Origin of the sequence: Salegentibacter chungangensis, assembly GCF_042678405.1 — a bacterium.
Classification (GTDB): domain Bacteria; phylum Bacteroidota; class Bacteroidia; order Flavobacteriales; family Flavobacteriaceae; genus Salegentibacter_A; species Salegentibacter_A chungangensis.
The window spans coordinates 2,282,216-2,300,742 of record NZ_JBHTLI010000001.1; the positions used below are offsets into that span (position 1 = coordinate 2,282,216).

General features: G+C 40.9%; 18 protein-coding genes. 9 read left to right on the forward strand and 9 right to left on the reverse strand.

What is annotated here, in order from left to right:
- Nucleotides 1-19: 19 nt before the first annotated feature.
- From ACFQ3Q_RS10470 to lon, 4 genes are all read right to left on the reverse strand, one after another.
- Entirely contained in the window at nucleotides 20-1,567 is a 1,548-nt protein-coding gene (locus tag ACFQ3Q_RS10470; RefSeq protein WP_380745478.1) for a M43 family zinc metalloprotease, read from the reverse strand.
- A 179-nt stretch (nucleotides 1,568-1,746) separates the two neighbouring features.
- A complete protein-coding gene (rpsA, locus tag ACFQ3Q_RS10475) occupies nucleotides 1,747-3,600 on the reverse strand; it encodes a 30S ribosomal protein S1 (protein WP_380745480.1) in 1,854 nt (617 codons plus the stop codon).
- A gap of 206 nt (nucleotides 3,601-3,806) precedes the next feature.
- Entirely contained in the window at nucleotides 3,807-4,508 is a 702-nt protein-coding gene (gene cmk, locus ACFQ3Q_RS10480; RefSeq protein WP_380745481.1) for a (d)CMP kinase, read from the reverse strand.
- A gap of 112 nt (nucleotides 4,509-4,620) precedes the next feature.
- A complete protein-coding gene (lon, locus tag ACFQ3Q_RS10485; RefSeq protein ID WP_380745483.1) occupies nucleotides 4,621-7,071 on the reverse strand; it encodes an endopeptidase La in 2,451 nt (816 codons plus the stop codon).
- A 216-nt stretch (nucleotides 7,072-7,287) separates the two neighbouring features.
- On the opposite strand from lon, the gene ACFQ3Q_RS10490 reads away from it, so the two are divergent.
- Genes ACFQ3Q_RS10490 through ACFQ3Q_RS10505 form a run of 4 tightly spaced genes read left to right on the forward strand, consistent with a single transcriptional unit; the run spans nucleotide 7,288 to nucleotide 10,225 of the window.
- Nucleotides 7,288-7,848: an RNA polymerase sigma factor gene (locus ACFQ3Q_RS10490; RefSeq protein ID WP_380745485.1), complete on the forward strand. Its 561-nt coding sequence runs from the start codon at nucleotides 7,288-7,290 to the stop codon at nucleotides 7,846-7,848.
- Nucleotides 7,838-8,401, forward strand: a complete 564-nt coding sequence (locus ACFQ3Q_RS10495) for a DUF4179 domain-containing protein (RefSeq protein ID WP_380745487.1) — start codon at nucleotides 7,838-7,840, stop codon at nucleotides 8,399-8,401. The genes ACFQ3Q_RS10490 and ACFQ3Q_RS10495 overlap by 11 nt, the downstream gene beginning before the upstream one ends.
- Nucleotides 8,382-9,470 carry a hypothetical protein gene (locus tag ACFQ3Q_RS10500; protein WP_380745489.1) on the forward strand — a complete coding sequence of 363 codons (1,089 nt, stop codon included), beginning with the start codon at nucleotides 8,382-8,384 and terminating at the stop codon, nucleotides 9,468-9,470. Before ACFQ3Q_RS10495 ends, ACFQ3Q_RS10500 begins: the two co-directional genes overlap by 20 nt.
- Before the next feature lie 23 nt (nucleotides 9,471-9,493).
- Complete coding sequence (locus ACFQ3Q_RS10505; protein WP_380745491.1) at nucleotides 9,494-10,225, forward strand: head GIN domain-containing protein; 732 nt, start codon at nucleotides 9,494-9,496, stop codon at nucleotides 10,223-10,225.
- A 63-nt stretch (nucleotides 10,226-10,288) separates the two neighbouring features.
- Here the strand turns inward: ACFQ3Q_RS10505 and ACFQ3Q_RS10510 are convergent, their stop codons facing one another.
- The gene (locus ACFQ3Q_RS10510; RefSeq protein WP_380745493.1) at nucleotides 10,289-11,614 is read right to left on the reverse strand and encodes an MFS transporter; all 1,326 of its coding nucleotides are present in this window, start codon (nucleotides 11,612-11,614) and stop codon (nucleotides 10,289-10,291) included.
- Nucleotides 11,615-11,684: 70 nt separating this feature from the next.
- A complete protein-coding gene (locus ACFQ3Q_RS10515) occupies nucleotides 11,685-12,503 on the reverse strand; it encodes a M48 family metallopeptidase (protein ID WP_380745619.1) in 819 nt (272 codons plus the stop codon).
- 190 nt (nucleotides 12,504-12,693) lie between these two features.
- Here ACFQ3Q_RS10515 and ACFQ3Q_RS10520 point away from each other — a divergent pair, with 190 nt between their 5' ends.
- From ACFQ3Q_RS10520 to lpdA, 5 genes are all read left to right on the forward strand, one after another.
- Nucleotides 12,694-13,563, forward strand: a complete 870-nt coding sequence (locus tag ACFQ3Q_RS10520) for an alpha/beta fold hydrolase (RefSeq protein WP_380745495.1) — start codon at nucleotides 12,694-12,696, stop codon at nucleotides 13,561-13,563.
- 25 nt (nucleotides 13,564-13,588) lie between these two features.
- Complete coding sequence (gene msrB / locus ACFQ3Q_RS10525; RefSeq protein ID WP_380745497.1) at nucleotides 13,589-14,080, forward strand: peptide-methionine (R)-S-oxide reductase MsrB; 492 nt, start codon at nucleotides 13,589-13,591, stop codon at nucleotides 14,078-14,080.
- Nucleotides 14,081-14,085: 5 nt separating this feature from the next.
- The gene (gene msrB, locus ACFQ3Q_RS10530; RefSeq protein WP_380745499.1) at nucleotides 14,086-14,478 is read left to right on the forward strand and encodes a peptide-methionine (R)-S-oxide reductase MsrB; all 393 of its coding nucleotides are present in this window, start codon (nucleotides 14,086-14,088) and stop codon (nucleotides 14,476-14,478) included.
- 19 nt (nucleotides 14,479-14,497) lie between these two features.
- Entirely contained in the window at nucleotides 14,498-15,058 is a 561-nt protein-coding gene (locus tag ACFQ3Q_RS10535) for a collagen-like protein (RefSeq protein ID WP_380745500.1), read from the forward strand.
- A gap of 159 nt (nucleotides 15,059-15,217) precedes the next feature.
- Nucleotides 15,218-16,609, forward strand: coding sequence for a dihydrolipoyl dehydrogenase (lpdA, locus tag ACFQ3Q_RS10540; protein WP_380745502.1), 1,392 nt, complete (start codon nucleotides 15,218-15,220; stop codon nucleotides 16,607-16,609).
- 79 nt (nucleotides 16,610-16,688) lie between these two features.
- Here lpdA and ACFQ3Q_RS10545 read toward each other — a convergent pair whose 3' ends face one another.
- From ACFQ3Q_RS10545 to ACFQ3Q_RS10555, 3 genes are all read right to left on the reverse strand, one after another.
- Nucleotides 16,689-17,414, reverse strand: coding sequence for a Dph6-related ATP pyrophosphatase (locus tag ACFQ3Q_RS10545; protein WP_380745504.1), 726 nt, complete (start codon nucleotides 17,412-17,414; stop codon nucleotides 16,689-16,691).
- Nucleotides 17,415-17,837, reverse strand: coding sequence for a type II 3-dehydroquinate dehydratase (aroQ, locus tag ACFQ3Q_RS10550; protein WP_380745505.1), 423 nt, complete (start codon nucleotides 17,835-17,837; stop codon nucleotides 17,415-17,417).
- A 75-nt stretch (nucleotides 17,838-17,912) separates the two neighbouring features.
- Complete coding sequence (locus tag ACFQ3Q_RS10555; protein WP_380745507.1) at nucleotides 17,913-18,407, reverse strand: hypothetical protein; 495 nt, start codon at nucleotides 18,405-18,407, stop codon at nucleotides 17,913-17,915.
- Nucleotides 18,408-18,527 lie beyond the last annotated feature (120 nt).

Sequence of the window (18,527 nt, forward strand, 5' to 3'; positions counted from 1 at the left end):
GGCCTTTTTTATAAGGCACCTATTGCTTCGAATCCTTTAGATCCTTATAGAAAAAGCCATACTCAAGCACCGTACGCATACGCTCCCTTTGATCGTAAGTAAAATTAGTACGGCCCGAAATATAGTCCATAAAATTATCGCGCCCATCCCCTACCTTATTATCTGAACAGGCTTGTTCTCTATAATCCTTTGTATAAGAATAAGTGTCAGCACAATAATCGGTAGTCGCACATTTATCTATTGAAAAAGGATGGAAAAGACCAAAAGTATGACCAATCTCGTGAATTACTACGGTACTGGTTTCCCTGATAGCCTGTTCATAGTCTATAACACAGGGTGCCACGCTCTGTATTGAAGATTCCGCAGCAGCTCCCAGAGAATTAATTCCTTCCAGCACATTTGGTTCTACTATAAACGGATAATAAGCAAAGCCACCTGCACCAATATTATCCTGAAGCGGAACTATATAGAGATTATAATATTTTTTTCGGTCCCAGTTGAAGGCGTTACCTATGCTCTCCATCTCGTCATAACCAAACTGCCTGTCATTTGGAATATCATCTTCATTTAAAAATAAGGCCGCTACTGCATTAAATTCCCCGTCATTCACCGGTTTCTGAAATATACCTCTGCCCTGTCTCATCCTGCTCTGTGAACCAATATCATAAGCTGCTCCATTTATTCTGTCTATCCCGGGTTCGGGAAGCAGACTCCCATTTTCATCTAAAGTGGCAAGCCTGAACCTGATAAAGGTATCAACCGCATTTGCATTTTGAGAGTTGAGTTGATTGGAAAAACCCATATTAAGTTTTTCCAGCATAGAAATTATATTACTGGCGCTTAGGTTAGAGCCTGAACCAACTGGTTCCCCAAAATGAACAATATGGAACACCACTGGAATGGAGATCTCCTCATAATCCCTTTCGGGGCGGGCTTCTATCTCTATTATATTAGATCTTAAGTGATCTACCGTCACCATTAAGTTATACTTCCCGCTTACATTTGTCCTGAACTCCTGGCTGCCGTAATTAACATCATTGGCAAGTATCCTGTAATTAACATCCCTAACTTCATCTCCGTTTTCATCATAAAAGTTGATCTTGAGATTCGAAGCCGAAGTGCCGTTGGCAATAATAAGCCGGTTATCAACCTCCAGGCTAACCCAGGAAACCAAGGCGTTTTGAGGATCTATGACATTAACCGTTATGTGGTTGGATTTCAGCTCGTCTACAGTTGCAAAAAAAATATACTCCCCGGTTTGGGTTGTGGAAAAGGAATTGGATTCAGCTAATTCATTATTTACATAAAGTTCATAATCTACATCAGGAATTGGATTGCTCTCTACGTCAAAAGCTTCCACCTCAAAAGTCACCTCATCAATTCCGTCGGCAGCTAAGGTAGTGGTAGAAGATGTTAACCTGATACTTGCAGGTGACGGTCTTTCGTCTTCCTCTTTAGAACAGGAAAAGGCCATTAGTAGTATCACCAAAAGGAAGGAAATTCTGATGAAAATTTCAGATATTAGAATAGCCCCGGGAGTTCCCGGTGAGTTAAAGAACCTTCTCATAATTGGACAGGGTATAGTTTGAAAACTATAATTAAAGCAATTAGAAGAGTATTTTAAACTTTATTCCTCCAACCAATTATATTAATCGATAAAGAACCGGATAGCACAGAATTTACTGTAAGAAAAAACCTCTCTGGTTGCCCAGAGAGGTTTTATATTTATGATATAATGATCAGGAATTATTTCTTCCCTTCCATCTTATCTTTTAAAGCCTGAAGGTCAGCGTTAACATCACCAATAGTGGTTTTGTCTTTGTTTTGCGCGGCTGCTTTCTTAGCGGCCTGCTTAACGATTTGCTGCTCCTCTTCTTTGTGAATAGCCATATGTGAAGCTACCACTCTCTTGAATTCTTTGTTGAACTCAATGATCTGGAACTCTGCAGATTCACCTTTCTTAAGTTTTGTTCCGTCTTCTTTTTCAAGATGTCTTTGTGGAACAAAAGCAGTGATATCCTCATTAAAGTCGATAGTAGCACCTTTGTCTACGATCTCAGAAATTTCAGCGGTGTGTTTTGTACCAACGCCAAATTCTGTTTCGTATTTATCCCAAGGATTGTCTTCAATCTGCTTGTGACCAAGGCTTAACTTACGTCCTTCAACATCAAGTTCAAGAACTACAACCTCAAGCTCATCACCTACATTAGTGAATTCTGATGGGTGCTTGATCTTCTTAGTCCAGGAAAGATCAGAGATGTAAATAAGACCATCGATACCTTCTTCAAGCTCTACGAATACACCAAAGTTGGTGAAGTTACGTACGATCCCTTTGTGTTTAGAACCAACAGGGTACTTAGAAGTAATATCTGTCCAAGGGTCTGGAGTCAATTGCTTGATACCAAGAGACATCTTACGGTCTTCTCTGTCCAGAGTTAAGATTTGAGCTTCTACCTCATCTCCTACACTTACGAAATCCTGTGCAGATCTAAGGTGAGTACTCCAGGACATTTCAGAAACGTGAATAAGACCTTCAACACCATCGGCAACTTCGATAAATGCACCGTAATCTGCGATCACAACTACTTTACCTTTTACTTTGTCACCAACTTTAAGGTTCTCGTCAAGGGCTTCCCAAGGATGCTTGCTTAATTGCTTAAGACCAAGCTGGATTCTTGTTTTAGCCTCATCAAAGTCTAAGATCACAACGTTTAGTTTCTGATCCAGTTCAACGATCTCATTTGGATGGTTGATTCTTGACCAGCTAAGATCTGTAATGTGTACAAGTCCGTCAACACCTCCAAGGTCAACAAATACTCCGTAAGAAGTAATGTTCTTAACGGTACCTTCAAGTACCTGACCTTTTTCAAGCTGACCGATAATTTCTTTCTTCTGCTCTTCGATATCTGCTTCGATAAGCGCTTTGTGAGATACCACAACGTTTTTGAATTCGTGGTTGATCTTCACCACTTTGAATTCCATTGTTTTACCTACATAAGCATCGTAATCACGGATAGGCTTCACGTCTATTTGAGAACCTGGCAAGAACGCCTCGATTCCAAATACGTCTACGATCATACCACCTTTAGTACGACACTTCACAAAACCGTTTACGATAAGACCTTCGTCGTGAGCTTTGTTCACACGATCCCAAGCCTTGATCACACGAGCTTTACGGTGAGAAAGGATTAACTGACCGGTTGCGTCTTCACGAACATCGATCAATACTTCTACGTCATCTCCAACTTTAAGATCTGGATTATAACGGAATTCGTTAAGAGAGATAACTCCCTCACTCTTTGCGTTAATGTCAATGATCGCGTCACGGTCTGTAATGTTTATTACTTTTCCGGTCACAACCTCATCATCCAAAGTATCTACGAAATTCTCTTCTACCAACTGCTCAAATTCCTCTAATTTGGAATCGTCGATAGGGTCTATCCCCTCTTCGTAGTTGTGCCAGTTGAATTCTTTAAGAAATTTCTCAGGGTTTTCCTGTTGCTCAGAAGGAGCTGGTTGAGAATCAGTAGCCATTCCTGCTACTTTTTGAACCTCAGGAGACTGATCCTGGGCTTCTTGTTTTTTAATTTCTTCAGCCATTGCTGATAAAAAAATTTGTATCCTGCGTTTCTCCGGAAAAAATTAAGCAAAGCGAAAACACAGAAGTGGTTTTACTATTTTGATTTTCAATCCCTTTTGATTTTCCGATCTCTTGCCAAAAAGGGAGTGCAAAAATACAACTAATTTTTTGAAAAGCCCAAAGCCGAAGAGTCTAAAATTAAGGGCATTAAGTAAAAATGCTTATTTTAAGCAGAAACCTGAGCAATTTTATCCTTGGCAAGTTTTACCACCTTTTCATATTGCTCCTCAAGACTCATATTAGAATTATCAACTTCAATGGCGTCGTCTGCCTTTCTAAGCGGAGAATCCTTGCGCGTAGTATCCAGATAATCCCTTTCTTTCACATTCTCCAGGATCTCATCATAAGAAATGTTCTCTCCTTTTTCCATCAACTCTTTATAACGACGTTCCGCTCGTTTCTCGGTAGAAGCTGTCATAAATATCTTAAGATCGGCATCGGGAAATACCACGGTTCCAATATCACGACCGTCCATTACCACGCCTTTATCCTTCCCCATTTCCTTCTGAAGCTTAACCAGCATTTCTCTTACCTTTGGCAGAGCCGACACCTTGCTTACATGTTTGGAAACTTCCAATAAGCGGATCTCCTTTTCAACATTCTCCTTGTTCAAATAGATCTCTCCGTGGCCCAGCTCTTCATCAAAAACAAACTTAAGATTAATAAAAGGCAGGTGCCTCAGGATAGATTCCTCATCGAAATTGGTATCTGTCACAAAAAGTTTACGCATCACATATAGAGTTACCGCACGATACATTGCGCCGGTATCTACATAGATATATCCGAGCTCCTTGGCCAGCTGTTTGGCAACGGTACTTTTTCCTGTAGATGAATAACCGTCTATTGCGATGGTGATCTTTTTGTCCATAGAATAATCTGTAAAATATTTTTTTGCAAAAATAATTATTTCAGGAAGGTCACAGCCTTCTTCCGCCTATAAATATAAACAATTAAAAGCCCCCTGATTCGGGGGCTTTATTTTATAAGGTCTTGGCATTTTTCACCTTTTGTTTGGTGATGGCCAGATCTATGACTTCGCTCATTTCGTTCACATAATGGAAAGTAAGACCTTTCAGGTATTCTTCCTTGATCTCCTTGATATCTCTTTCATTCTCTTTACAAAGAATGATCTCCTTGATACGTGCACGCTTCGCAGCAAGTATCTTCTCCTTGATTCCTCCTACAGGCAACACTTTTCCTCTAAGGGTGATTTCACCCGTCATAGCAATATGCTTCTTGACTTTTCTCTGGGTAAATAATGAAACAAGAGAAGTTAACATAGTAATACCCGCACTAGGGCCATCTTTAGGAGTTGCCCCTTCAGGCACGTGAATATGCACATTATATTTTTCAAAAACCGAAGAATCCAATCCAAGCTCTTCAGCGTTTGCCTTAATATACTCCATTGCGATGGTGGCCGATTCCTTCATCACCTTACCCAGGTTTCCTGTAATGTTCAGGTTTCCTTTACCCTTAGAAAGAATTGACTCAATAAAAAGGATATCTCCTCCTACCTGTGTCCAGGCAAGGCCTGTAACCACACCGGCTACTTCATTATTTTCATATTTATCGCGTTCCAGCTTAGGACTTCCTAAAACCTCAATAATATCTTCATTGGTGATCTTGATATTGTAATCTTCTTCCAGTGCGATACTCTTGGCCGCATATCTCACCACTTTCGCGATCTGTTTTTCAAGGCCACGAACCCCGGACTCTCTGGTATAACCTTCAACGATCTTCTCCAGTTGGGGCTTTCCGATCTTAAGCTGATCTTTGGTAAGGCCGTGCTCTTTTAACTGCTTTGGAAGCAGGTGCTGCTTGGCGATCTCTACTTTCTCTTCTATGGTATATCCGGTCACGTTAATGATCTCCATACGGTCACGTAGGGCAGGCTGAATAGTGCTTAAAGTATTACTTGTGGCAATGAACATCACCTTCGAAAGATCGAAGCCCATTTCCAGGAAGTTATCGTGGAAATCGCTGTTTTGTTCAGGGTCCAGTACTTCAAGCAAAGCCGAAGACGGATCTCCCGCATTACCCATACTCAGTTTATCGATCTCATCCAGCACAAATACAGGGTTACTGGTACCGGCTTTCTTAAGACTCTGAATGATCCTACCCGGCATCGCCCCTATATAGGTCTTACGATGTCCGCGAATTTCAGCTTCATCACGTAAACCACCAAGGGAAATACGCACATACTCTCTTCCAAGCGCCTCGGCTATAGATTTCCCTAAAGAGGTCTTACCAACTCCGGGAGGCCCGTATAGACAAAGGATTGGAGACTTCATATCGTTACGGAGCTTAAGCACGGCAAGATATTCTATGATCCTGCGTTTTACGTCTTCAAGCCCGTAATGATCACGGTCTAATATTTTTCTTGCTCTTTTAAGGTCGAATTTATCCTTGCTGAATTCATTCCACGGAAGGTCAAGGAACAGATCCAGGTAATTGCGCTGTATAGAATATTCAGCTACCTGCGGATTCATTCTCTGCATCTTTGAAATTTCCTTTTCAAAATGCTTCTGCACCTTCTCTCCCCATTTTTTCTTTTTAGCACGCTGGCGCATTTCCTCGATCTCATCTTCGTGAGAAACACCACCAAGTTCTTCCTGGATGGTCTTCATTTGCTGGTGAAGGAAATACTCACGCTGTTGCTGGCTCATATCGCTCTGCACCTTAGACTGAATGTCGTTTTTCAGTTCCAATTTCTGATATTCGACATTCATATGCCTTAAAGTAGCCAGGGCCCTCTCCTTAAGATCGTTGGTTTCAAGCAATTTCTGCTTATCCTCTACTGAAAGATTCATATTGGAGGAAACGAAATTAATAAGGAAAGATGAACTCTCAATATTCTTGATCGCGAAAGAAGCTTCGGTAGGAATATTGGGACTTCCTTTAATAATCTGGAGAGCAAGCTCCTTGATAGAATCTATAATAGCCGAAAATTCCTCGTTGGCACTTTCGGGACGGGATTCCGGTACTTCTTCAATATTAGCCATCAGGTAAGGATCTTCACTTACCACTTCGGTAATATTAAATCGCTTTTTCCCCTGGATGATCACGGTTGTATTTCCATCGGGCATTTTCAAGACCCGCAGGATCCTGGCAACCACTCCAACTTTATTGATATCTTTTGCAGTAGGGTTTTCTACTTCTTCATCTTTCTGGGATACCACCCCAATGATCTTACTTCCGTTATTGGCCTCGTTGATCAATTTTATAGAAGTATCTCTCCCCGCAGTTATAGGTATTACTACCCCGGGAAACAGTACAGTATTCCGAAGCGGTAAAATTGGAAGCGCCTCGGGCAGACTCTCCCGGTTTATTTCCTCTTCATCTTCCGGCGTCATCAGAGGGATAAGATCAGCATCCTGGTCTATATCCTGTAATGACAAACTGTCAAGATTAGTAAATTTTGTTTTTGCCATAATATATTTTAAGTCAAACTGTCACAGCAGTCAGGTTCTTATTTGGTTTCTTTTTCACGCTAAAGCCCTGTATGCAATACATTACTCCACTTCAGCAATCATTTATTTAAGACTAAGTCAATTCCTGTGCCACGATAAATTTTCAAGAATTTTTCTCAAAACTGTAACAAATAGAAATCAAGGCTATCTTTATAGTAGATAACAAGGCGAATTCTTTTGACACCAACCATCACACATACAGAAGATCTTGTTGCCAGATGTCGCGAAGGTGATCAACGGGCACAGTTAGAACTTTACGAGCGTTATTATAAGGCTATGTATAACACCGCATTGCGTATTGTTAAGGACACCGCCGAAGCGGAAGACATCATGCAGGAAGCCTTTTTAAATGCTTTTACAAAGCTGGATTCTTTTCAGGGCACTTCAACTTTTGGAGCCTGGTTAAAAAAGATCGTGGTAAACAAAAGCATTAATGCCTTTAATAAAAAAACAAGACATCCTGAGGTTAGTTATAATGATGAATTAAGGAACGAAGCGGATGATCACGACGGGATTTTAACAGGAGAAGAACAAACAAACGAAAAGGTGAAGATGATCCTTCGGGCTCTTTCCAAATTAAAGGAAAATTACCGCATAAGCCTTATGCTTCACCTGATTGAAGGTTACGATTATGAAGAAATATGTGAGATCCTGGATATCTCCTATGCAAATTGCAGAACAACAATATCCAGAGCCAAAGAAAGTCTGAGAAAAAAATTGATGAAATATGAAAACTGATAATATTAACGAAATATTCAAAGACCTGGACTTTGATCTAGCAGAACCAAAAGAGGGGCACAAGGACCGTTTTATGGAAAAGCTAAAGGCTACGCAACAGAAGGCTCCTCAAAGAAGCTCCAAGGTAAGAAGCCTCTGGGCTCCTTTTATCGGGGTGGCAGCAGCCGTGGCTCTGGCCTTCCTGCTTTTCGGAAATGCGATCAATACAGGGGTGATGGCCAAATCTGGTGACCTGGCAAGCGTTTCTCCGGAAATGAAGGAAACACAAAACTTCTATACCAACCTGATAGAGGCTGAACTACATACTCTTCAGGAAGAAAAAACACCTGAAACAGAGGTCATAGTTGAAGATGCCCTGGCTCAGATGGAAAAACTGGAAACCGAATATTCCAAGCTTAAGAAAGACCTCTTAAAAAGTGGAAAAGACAAACGTGTGATCTACGCAATGATCAGCAATTTTCAACAACGAATCGATCTTCTGAAAAACGTTTTAGAACAAATAGAAAACATCAAAAACCTAAAAACCCAACAAAATGAAAACAATATTATATAAGCTGTTCTTTATCGCTTTACTTGCACCAGGCCTTAGCTTTTGCAATAACGATTTTAACGGTAAACATACCAAGCAAAAGAAAATTTCGAAGGAGTATACCGTCGCTGCAGATGCTACCCTGAAAATTGATAACAGCTACGGAAATATTGACATTTCTACCTGGGATCAGAACAAAGTGAGCATTGAAGTGACCATCAAGGTGAATGGTAATGATGAAGAAAAACTCAAAAAACGCCTTGATGAAATAAATGTGAGCTTTAACCAGACTTCATCTGGAGTTAGCGCCAAAACCAACTTTGGAAAGGAAAATAAATCCTGGTGGGACGAACTATTCGGTGGCAGCAACAATGTGAATATGGAAGTGAACTATGTTGTAAAGGCCCCTGAATCCAACAATGTTGACCTAAGAAACGATTACGGCGGAATCTATATCGACAAGCTTAGCGGTAACGCGAAAATATCCTGTGACTACGGAAAGATCGATATAGGAGAGCTTCTTGGCGGGGTGAACTACCTGAACTTCGACTATACCAAAAACAGTCATATAGATTACGTAAAAAATGCTGAGATCAACGCCGATTATTCCGAATATGTGATAGAAGAAGCCGGAAATCTCATCATTAACGCAGACTATACTTCTTCAAAAGTTATGAAAGCTGAGAATATGAAATTCGGTTGTGATTACGGTAGTATAAATGTTGAAAAAGTAAGAAACCTGGAAGGAAACGGAGACTACCTGAGCACCAAGATCGGAAGGGTGTTTGGTTCTCTGGATCTCAAACTTGATTACGGATCGGCTTCAATTGAGAAGATCGTTGAAAGCACCAAAAGTGTTAATATAGACACAGATTACACCGGAGTAAAAATAGGTTACGATCCAGAACAGGCATTTAGTTTTGATCTTACCACCAGTTACGGAAGCATAAAAGGCGTGGACGGTTTCGAAATTGAAAAACGCCACGAATCCGGACAGAAAAAAAGTTTTTCGGGATACAATAAATCGAAAGACAATTCAAGCAAGATCAGGATCAACACCAGTTACGGCAGTATAAGTTTTAATCAAAAATAATCATCAATCAAAAATTAAAAACAATGAAAAAAACAATTTTAATCCTGGCTACGGTATTATTAGGAATAAGTAGCGCCAACGCCCAATTTTTTGGAAATAAAAGAGTAAACGGGAACGGAGAAATAACCACTCAAAACCGCAATACCTCTTCCTATGATGAAGTTAGTCTTCAGGGATCTATGGATGTGGAACTGGTGGCGGGAACTGAAGGGAAACTAAAAGTGGAAGCAGAAAGCAACCTTCAGGAGTATATCCTGACCGAAGTTGAAGCGGGGGTTTTGAAGATCTCAGTTGAAAAAGGAGTGAATCTAAACCCTTCAAGAAATAATGAAATTAAAATCATTGTACCTTTTAAAGATCTTGAAGGTGTTTACTTAACAGGCTCGGGAGACATTAGAACTACCGATATGATCAAGGCCTCATCCTTTACAATGAAAGTTACCGGGAGCGGCGATATGAAAATTGAGGTGGAAGCAAATAATCTTGAAGGTAGCGTTACAGGATCGGGAGACATTCTTCTAAGAGGTAAAGCTAATGACTTTACCTGCAATGTAAACGGATCGGGAGATGTTAAAGCTTACGACCTTAAAGCTCAAAATGTAGTTGCCAGGATTTCCGGCTCAGGGGATATTCAGGTGTATGCATCAAAAAGTCTGGATGCCCGAGTTGCCGGATCAGGTGATGTAACCTACAGGGGGAATCCTGAAAAAGAGAATTTTAAAACCGCAGGTTCAGGCTCTATAACTTCTAATTAAGAAACAGAAAAGCAGACAAAATTTATTAAGTTGCCCGGTTAGATTTACTTCTAGCCGGGTTTTTTATTCGGGTATTTTTGCCTTTGGCACCCTTATTAATAAAAATACTCCGGCAATAAAAAACAACACCAGGAACAGAATGGAATTCCTTATACTTCCTGTGATCTGTGCCACCATCCCGTAAAGAAACATCCCGATAACGATCCCTATCTTTTCTGAAACATCATAAAAACTGAAATAACTGGCGGTGTCTATAGCATTTTCAGGAAGCATCTTAGAGTAAGTAGAACGTGAAAGCGACTGTATCCCGCCCATAACCAGTCCCACGCTGGCCGCAGCAATATAAAACTGAAAAGGTGTCACTATATAATAAGCGTAGCCGCAAATAGTGATCCAGATCAGGTTGATAAAAATAAGGGTTTTAATATTCCCAATTCTAATTGCAATTCTGGAAGTTAAAGTTGCACCAACAACCGCTACAAGTTGTATCAACAATATACTTACGATAAGACCTGTTGTGGCATCCTGCTCCCCCCAGTCGAGTTCTTCTATCCCAAAGTAAGTAGCAATCAGCATAATGGTTTGCACTGCCATACTATAGACAAAAAATGCGGTCAGATAAGATTTCAGCTGAGGATTATGTTTCAAGGAACCCCAGATTTTTTTCAGTTCCCTGAATCCATTAAAAAGCACATGTCTGGTTAGTCCCGATCTCTTATTCCCTTTTGGTAAATAATAATAGGTATACTGGCTAAAGCCTATCCACCATACTCCGGTAAGCACAAAAGACAGACGCGTTGGGAAGCCTTCATTCTCAAAACCGAACCATTCATATTTCAGGATCATCACCAGGCAAACTACCAACAGAAGAACACTTCCAATATATCCCATTGAAAAACCCTTCGCACTAATCTTATCCTGCTGATCAGGAAAAGCGATATCGGGTAAATAAGAATTGTAAAACACCAGGCTGGCCCAGAATCCGATAAGGGCAAGAAAATAACATAGAAGCCCGAACCATAGATTCTCAAGATCAAACCAAAAAAGGCCGATACAGGAAAGTGCCCCCATATAACAAAAGAACTTCAGGAAATTCTTCTTATTACCTACATAATCAGCTATACCCGAAAGAAAAGGACTTATAAATGAGACCACCAGAAAGGCCGAAGCCGTTACATAGCTTATAAGTGTATCGTTATTAAAATCGAATCCCAGAAACCTTACGGTATCATCTATTTTGTTGCCTTCGGAATCTTTGACTATAGTCAGGGCTCCATAGAAAATCGGAAAGATGGCTGAAGATATCACCAGACTATAAACCGAATTAGCCCAATCATAAAAAGCCCAGGCATTCAGCAGCTTTTTGTGACCCTTTGGAAGTTTCTTCATAGGCCTAAAAATAGAAAAAGCTGCCATAAACGGCAGCTTTTTGAATATTATTTTTTGGTTTGGAATCCGGTTACAGGTTTGTAACCCCATACTTACGTGCTTCGGCTTTAGCCTCAGGCGCCCATTTTTCAAGATTTCTGATCCTGGTCTCATTAGACGGGTGAGTACTTAAAAATTCCGGCGGAGCCTGTCCGTCGCTCTGAGCCTTCATCCTTCTCCAAAGATCGGCAGCTTCGTCAGGATCGTATCCTGCAATAGCCATCAGGGTAAGCCCAATCCTATCCGCTTCGGCTTCGTGGCTTCGGCTAAAAGGCAGCATTACACCAACGGTAGTTCCAAGCCCATAAGCCTGCGCAAAGATCTGCTGGGTTTGTTCGCTTTTTCCGCTTAAAGCTACCGTACCAGCTACGGCACCCAATTGCTGAAGCTGTGCGGCACTAAGTCTCTGTGCACCGTGATCGGCAAGAGCGTGGGCAATCTCGTGAGCCATAACTACTGCAAGCCCTGTTTCGGTTTCAGTAACATCAAGAATCCCGGTGTAGATCACTACCTTACCTCCAGGCATTGCAAATGCGTTTTTCTGGTCATCTTTAACCAGATTGTATTCCCATTTAAAGTCTTTCAGGAAGCCCTGGTATCCGTTAGCATTAAGGTATCTCTCTGCCGCAGTCTCTATCTTCTCTCCCACTCTTTTCACCATTCGGGACTCCTCTGTTCCTCTTACAACTTCATTTTCTTCAAGGAAATTGTTGTATTGCTCAAAAGAAGCGGGGAACAACTGATCGTTAGAAACAAAGTTCAGGTTCTTCTCTCCGGTAAAAGGATTAGTTTTACATGCTACCACAAGCATAAGCACACTAATCGCTACAAAAGCATTTCTTAGTTTCATATTAAGTCTCATAATTTGGTTTGTTTTGTTAAAATTACAAAAGCACATACTTCCTGCTCTCTTGTTTAAGTATGATTTAACAAATAGGTTAAAACCAAAAACAATACCAATTATTTTAAGAAGTCCGGAAATCGAATTTTCATTCTGTTTAGAAAAACTATTGATTAACTTGCAACTTTAAATATTTATAATGACCAAAACCAAGAAAGATCAAGTTCCGGTACACCGGCTGCTTGTCCCAAAATATATACTGATAACAGGAAAAATTTTAAGTACTGTTTCCACATTTCTTGCCAGCAGGTTTGCAGCAAGATTATTCCTTACCCCTTTCCGCTATAAACTACCTGAAAGGGAAAAATTAATGGACAGAGAAGCCAGAGAAACAAAAATGGCTGTTCCGGAAATAAACAGGGAGATTGTGGTCTATGAATATGGGGATTCCCCAAAAAAAGTACTTCTGGTCCACGGTTGGAGTGGCCGCGGAACCCAGTTAGCCAAAATTGCCGAAGCATTGCTGGAAAAGGGATACAGCACGGTGAGTTTTGATGCCCCTGCCCACGGTAAAGCTCCCGGTAAAATTAGTATGATGCCCTTCTTTATAGAAAGCATTCATTTCCTTGATAAAAAGTTTGGTCCCTTTGAGGCAGTTATTGGTCATTCCCTGGGAGGAATGTCTACCCTGAAGGCTGTAAAGGATGGGCTCAAGACTAAAAAGATGATCCTTATAGGAACAGCCAACAGCGTTACCCATATTACAAGAGAGTTCGCCCGAAATCTCCAGATGAAAGAAAAAGTTGCTGATAAGATGAAAAAGTATCTGGATGATAAGTTTGGAGAAGATATGGATCATTACTCAGGAGCGGTTTCTGCCGGGGGGCTGGAAACCCCGGCACTGGTGATCCACGATAAGACCGATGTGGATGTTCATTACAGCTCGGCCTATGAAATAGATGAGGCTCTGAATAACAGCGAGTTAGTTATAACTTACGGACTCGGACATCGCCGTATTTTAGGAAATCCTGAAGTTATTAACAAAATAACAACGTTTATCACGGCATAATCTTTGTAGCTTTAAAAATAAAAAAATGAAAAAGCTATTTTTTTTACCAATTTTATTTCTCCTCTTTGCTTGCAATGGTAATGCCCAGAAAAAGTCTTCAGATAAAGCTGAAGAAAAGTTCGAGGTAACCAAAACGGAGCAGGAATGGAAAGAGGAACTTACCGAGGCCGAATTCCAGGTTCTACGAAAAGCTGCTACCGAAAGACCTTATTCCAGTGAGCTTAACGATATTACAGAAGCGGGGGTGTTTGTTTGCGCTGCCTGCGGAAATGAACTATATCGATCTGAACACAAATTTGATAGCGGCACGGGATGGCCAAGTTTTGACCGGGCAATAGAAGGCGGTGTTGCCTATGGCTCCGATTCAAAATTAGGTTATCAGAGAAATGAAGTGCACTGCGCAAGATGTGGCGGCCACTTAGGGCACGTTTTTGATGACGGGCCACGAGAAACAACCGGAAAAAGACATTGTATAAATGGAGTGGCAATGGATTTTATTCCTGACGATACAAAATAAAATTTATGAAAAAATACCCAGTAGAAAAATCTGATGCCGAATGGAGAGAACAACTCTCTGAGGAACAATACAGAGTATTAAGAGAAAAAGGCACCGAGGCTCCGCATTCAGGCCAATACAATATGAACTTTGAAGACGGCGAATATTATTGCGCCGCCTGCCATACCAAATTGTTCGAAAGCGACGCAAAATTCGATGCAGGTTGTGGATGGCCAAGTTTTGATGAGGCTATTGAAGGCCGTATAGAATATATCCAGGACAAGAGTTTCGGAATGATACGTACTGAGATCCTTTGTTCAAACTGCGGAAGCCATTTAGGACACGTTTTTGACGATGGCCCTACAGAAACCGGTCAACGCTATTGTGTGAACTCGGCCAGTTTAGAATTTAAAAAGTAATCAATAAACACCTATAATTATGAAAAAACTTTTATCACTTTTAATCCTTTCAGTCTTTCTGGTAAGCTCTTGCAGCGACGGAGAAAGAGGCCCTGAAGGCCCACAAGGTCCTCCGGGAGAACCCGGGATAAACATCGTAGGCCAGACCTTCGAATTTGAAGATATAGACTTTGATTATAATGCAGAAGATAATCTTCACACCTATCTGCTAAACATTCCGGAAGATATAGAAGTAATAGAATCAGACGCCATTCTTGTATACCGTCTTGAAGTTGCACCTACAGACGATGGCGGCAGTGTGGAAACCTGGAGTCTTATCCCCCAGAATTTCTTTCTGGATCAGGGTACTATGCAATATGTCTACAACCATACGGCCGTAGATGTTCAGCTTCTTATTGATGGAAATTTCGACCTGAGCACCTTAAGTGACGATTTTACCCAGGACCAGGTTTTTAGGTTTGTAGTTGTACCTTCAGACTTTATAGCTGAAGCCGGGATAGATGCAAATAATTTCCAGGCAGTGATGAACGCACTGAATCTTGAAGAGCAGGACATCCAGCAAGTACGCAGTATAAATTAAGCCTACTCTTTAATCACAAATTCAAGGCTTGCTCCATTAGGAGCAGGCCTTTTTTAATTAAGTTATAGCTAAGCCATTTCGAGAGGCTTCAAAACTTTCAGTTTAGGGTATTATTCCTTAAATTCGCAACTTCTATAACCGTTACAAAATATACCGAATATGAGTAAATACGATATCATTGTTTTAGGTAGTGGCCCGGGCGGATACGTTACCGCCATTCGCGCTTCTCAGTTAGGCTTTAAAACAGCTGTTGTTGAAAAAGAAAATCTGGGTGGTGTTTGCCTGAACTGGGGGTGTATCCCAACCAAAGCGCTTCTGAAGAGTGCCGAGGTTTTTGATTACCTGAAACACGCCGAAGATTACGGATTAAAACTGGAGAAAGCCGATAAGGATTTTGGCGCGGTAGTTAAAAGGAGCCGTGACGTAGCCAGCGGAATGAGTAAAGGAGTTCAGTTCCTGATGAAGAAGAATAAGATTGATGTTCTTGAAGGCTACGGGAAATTAAAGAAAGGCAAGAAGATTGAAGTTAAAGGCAAGAACGATAAAACCAAAGAATACCAGGCAGACCATATAATTGTGGCTACCGGAGCACGTTCCAAAGAACTTCCAAACCTTAAACAGGACGGTAAAAAAGTTATCGGATATCGTGAAGCGATGACCCTCGAGAAGCAGCCAAAATCTATGATCGTGGTTGGTTCCGGAGCTATCGGGTCAGAGTTTGCTCACTTTTATAACGCAATGGGAACCGAGGTTACCATAGTGGAATTCCTACCTAACCTTGTTCCGCTTGAGGACGAAGAGGTTTCAAAGCAATTTGAGCGCTCCTTCAAGAAAGCAGGGATCAAGGTAATGACCAACTCTTCAGTTGAAAGCCTTGACACTTCAGGAAAAGGAGTTAAAGCCAAGGTGAAGACCAAAAAAGGAGAAGAAACCCTGGAGGCCGATGTGGTACTTTCAGCTGTGGGAATCAAGACCAATATAGAAAACATAGGGCTTGAGGATATTGGAGTTAAGACCGAGAAAGACAAAGTACTGGTAAACGATTACTATAAGACTAACGTTGATGGAATTTACGCCATAGGTGACATTGTTCACGGGCCGGCTCTTGCCCACGTTGCTTCAGCCGAAGGTATTCTTTGTGTTGAAAAGATAAAGGGTATGAAGGTGGAGCCTTTGGATTACGGAAATATTCCTGCCTGTACTTATGCTACTCCTGAGATCGCTTCAGTGGGAATGACTGAAAAGCAGGCTAAGGAAGCCGGTTACGATCTTAAAGTAGGTAAGTTCCCGTTCTCAGCTTCAGGAAAAGCAAAAGCTGCAGGAAAATCTGAAGGATTCGTAAAAGTGATCTTCGATGCGAAATACGGAGAATGGCTAGGCTGCCATATGATTGGTGCCGGCGTTACCGATATGATCGCAGAAGCGGTGGTTGCCAGAAAACTTGAAACTACAGGACACGAAGTTCTGAAAGCAGTTCACCCTCACCCAACAATGAGTGAAGCTGTTATGGAAGCTGTAGCAGCTGCTTATGACGAAGTGATCCATATTTAATAAATCATATTTCTTTAAATATAAAAAGCTCCCTCTGAAAACAGAGGGAGCTTTTATTTTATATAAATTCTTTGAACTTCTACTCAGGGATAAGGTCACAAAAACAGAACTCAGTATCCCAGCTTTGGTCATCGTCACTAAAGCAATTATCCTCTTCCTTCTTATGAGGAGCATAAGACTTTTTTACTTTCTCTCCCAGTTTAAACTTAACCGGAGCTTTAAATAAAGGGCCGTCAAAAACGAAGGTATGAAACTCCCCGTTCTCTCCACAGGGATCAACATCTTCCGGTAAATCCTGCAGAAAATCCTTATCGATAATTCTTCCGCAGAAGGACTCGTCAAGTTTTTGAGTGTTCACACAGACCACAATCGCCCTAAACCCTGCTTCAATAAATTCATTGATGAGTGTTTTTGTGTCTGTTTTCCAAAGCGGGAATTCGGCCTTAAGCCCGATCTTTGCTAATTGTGCTTCCCGGTACTGCTTCAGGTCTTCCAAAAAGATATCTCCAAAAACACTAACCTCATAACCTTCCTTAAGTAAAGCACCGGTGGCTTCTTTCATAACCCGGTTATATTTTTCCATAGAAACATTCCCGGCAAGCTCTACCATTTTTAAAGGAAGCCCCAACATTTCAGATTGTTTCATCAGGAGTTCTTTTCTCACCCCGTGCATCGAGATCCTTCCTGCTTCCGAGTTTATGGTAGTAAGCAGTTTTGAAATCTCAAAGGAGCCTGAATTCCTCACCTTATAAAGGGCCAAAGCTGCATCCTTACCACTGCTCCAGTTTAAATAAGCTTTCGACATTTAATCCTGCTTTAAGAAACTCTGAATAGCCAGTTCATAACTCTGAAGTCCGAAACCTACTATAACTCCTTTAGCATTTGGAGAAATATAAGATTTATGCCGGAACTCCTCCCTGGAAAAAGTATTGGAAATATGGACTTCCACCACCGGGATATCTATAGCAGCAACAGCATCGCCAATCCCTACGGAGGTATGCGTATAAGCCGCGGGATTCAGGATGACCCCGTCAAAATCTTTACGGGCATTCTGTATTTTATCTATAAGTTCCCCTTCTATATTGCTTTGATCATAAGAAAGCTCAAGATTCCTGAATTTGAACTGAAGTTCTGAAAAGTAATCTTCAAAACTCCGGTTTCCATATTTTTCAGGTTCCCGGGTCCCCAGAAGATTTAGGTTAGGCCCATTCAATATTAATAGCTTCATAGGGATAAAGGTAAAAAATTAAGGCATAAAAAAAGGCAGAATTCCTCCTGCCTTAATTATTGTGGATTAAAAGCTCTAAATACCGAAATCCACCCCGAGGTTTACCGACGCTACAGATCCGCCATCCATACTTACTCCGGAATAGGACACATTAATCCCTAAGAGTCCTAGGTCTACCCCTACAAGTGGTCTGTAATAAAAACCTCCATCATTACCGTCATTGATACCAACAGCATAACCAAGGTCAGCCCCCAGGTAAAACAATTCAACAAAATTTAAACGGGCTGAAGCGGCAACTGGTAAAAACTGAATATCATCATAATCAAAAGTGGCTCCGGCTACCGTAACTTCATCTCCGAAATAATGAGAATATCCTACCATAGGCCCAACCTCAAACATATCGGCAAAACTAAACCTATAAGCTATATCAGTTCCTAAATGAAAAGTTGTAAACTCTTCAACATCCCCAACCGGGATACCTCCATTAACTCCAAAATTCCAACTTCCTTGTGAAAAGGAAGAAGTTACTCCTAACAATGTAAATGCAAAAACTAATAGTAATTTTTTCATAATAATAAGATTATTGGTTAGACAATAAAGGTAATGATTAAAGTAGTTCGTTTATAGATAAAATCCTGATACACTTGTAGTTAAAATACTACAGCTTAAGTTTAGATATAAAAAAAGCGG

Bases quoted from the DNA above. Each gene is read 5' to 3' on its own strand.
- ACFQ3Q_RS10555 (WP_380745507.1), bottom strand. From the start codon at position 18,407: ATGAAAAAATTACTATTAGTTTTTGCATTTACATTGTTAGGAGTAACT.
- ACFQ3Q_RS10515 (WP_380745619.1), bottom strand. From the start codon at position 12,503: ATGAAACTAAGAAATGCTTTTGTAGCGATTAGTGTGCTTATGCTTGTG.
- ACFQ3Q_RS10535 (WP_380745500.1), top strand. From the start codon at position 14,498: ATGAAAAAACTTTTATCACTTTTAATCCTTTCAGTCTTTCTGGTAAGC.
- msrB (WP_380745499.1), top strand. From the start codon at position 14,086: ATGAAAAAATACCCAGTAGAAAAATCTGATGCCGAATGGAGAGAACAA.
- aroQ (WP_380745505.1), bottom strand. From the start codon at position 17,837: ATGAAGCTATTAATATTGAATGGGCCTAACCTAAATCTTCTGGGGACC.
- lon (WP_380745483.1), bottom strand. From the start codon at position 7,071: ATGGCAAAAACAAAATTTACTAATCTTGACAGTTTGTCATTACAGGAT.
- cmk (WP_380745481.1), bottom strand. From the start codon at position 4,508: ATGGACAAAAAGATCACCATCGCAATAGACGGTTATTCATCTACAGGA.
- ACFQ3Q_RS10510 (WP_380745493.1), bottom strand. From the start codon at position 11,614: ATGAAGAAACTTCCAAAGGGTCACAAAAAGCTGCTGAATGCCTGGGCT.
- ACFQ3Q_RS10470 (WP_380745478.1), bottom strand. From the start codon at position 1,567: ATGAGAAGGTTCTTTAACTCACCGGGAACTCCCGGGGCTATTCTAATA.
- lpdA (WP_380745502.1), top strand. From the start codon at position 15,218: ATGAGTAAATACGATATCATTGTTTTAGGTAGTGGCCCGGGCGGATAC.
- ACFQ3Q_RS10545 (WP_380745504.1), bottom strand. From the start codon at position 17,414: ATGTCGAAAGCTTATTTAAACTGGAGCAGTGGTAAGGATGCAGCTTTG.
- ACFQ3Q_RS10500 (WP_380745489.1), top strand. From the start codon at position 8,382: ATGAAAACAATATTATATAAGCTGTTCTTTATCGCTTTACTTGCACCA.
- ACFQ3Q_RS10520 (WP_380745495.1), top strand. From the start codon at position 12,694: ATGACCAAAACCAAGAAAGATCAAGTTCCGGTACACCGGCTGCTTGTC.
- ACFQ3Q_RS10505 (WP_380745491.1), top strand. From the start codon at position 9,494: ATGAAAAAAACAATTTTAATCCTGGCTACGGTATTATTAGGAATAAGT.
- msrB (WP_380745497.1), top strand. From the start codon at position 13,589: ATGAAAAAGCTATTTTTTTTACCAATTTTATTTCTCCTCTTTGCTTGC.
- ACFQ3Q_RS10495 (WP_380745487.1), top strand. From the start codon at position 7,838: ATGAAAACTGATAATATTAACGAAATATTCAAAGACCTGGACTTTGAT.
- rpsA (WP_380745480.1), bottom strand. From the start codon at position 3,600: ATGGCTGAAGAAATTAAAAAACAAGAAGCCCAGGATCAGTCTCCTGAG.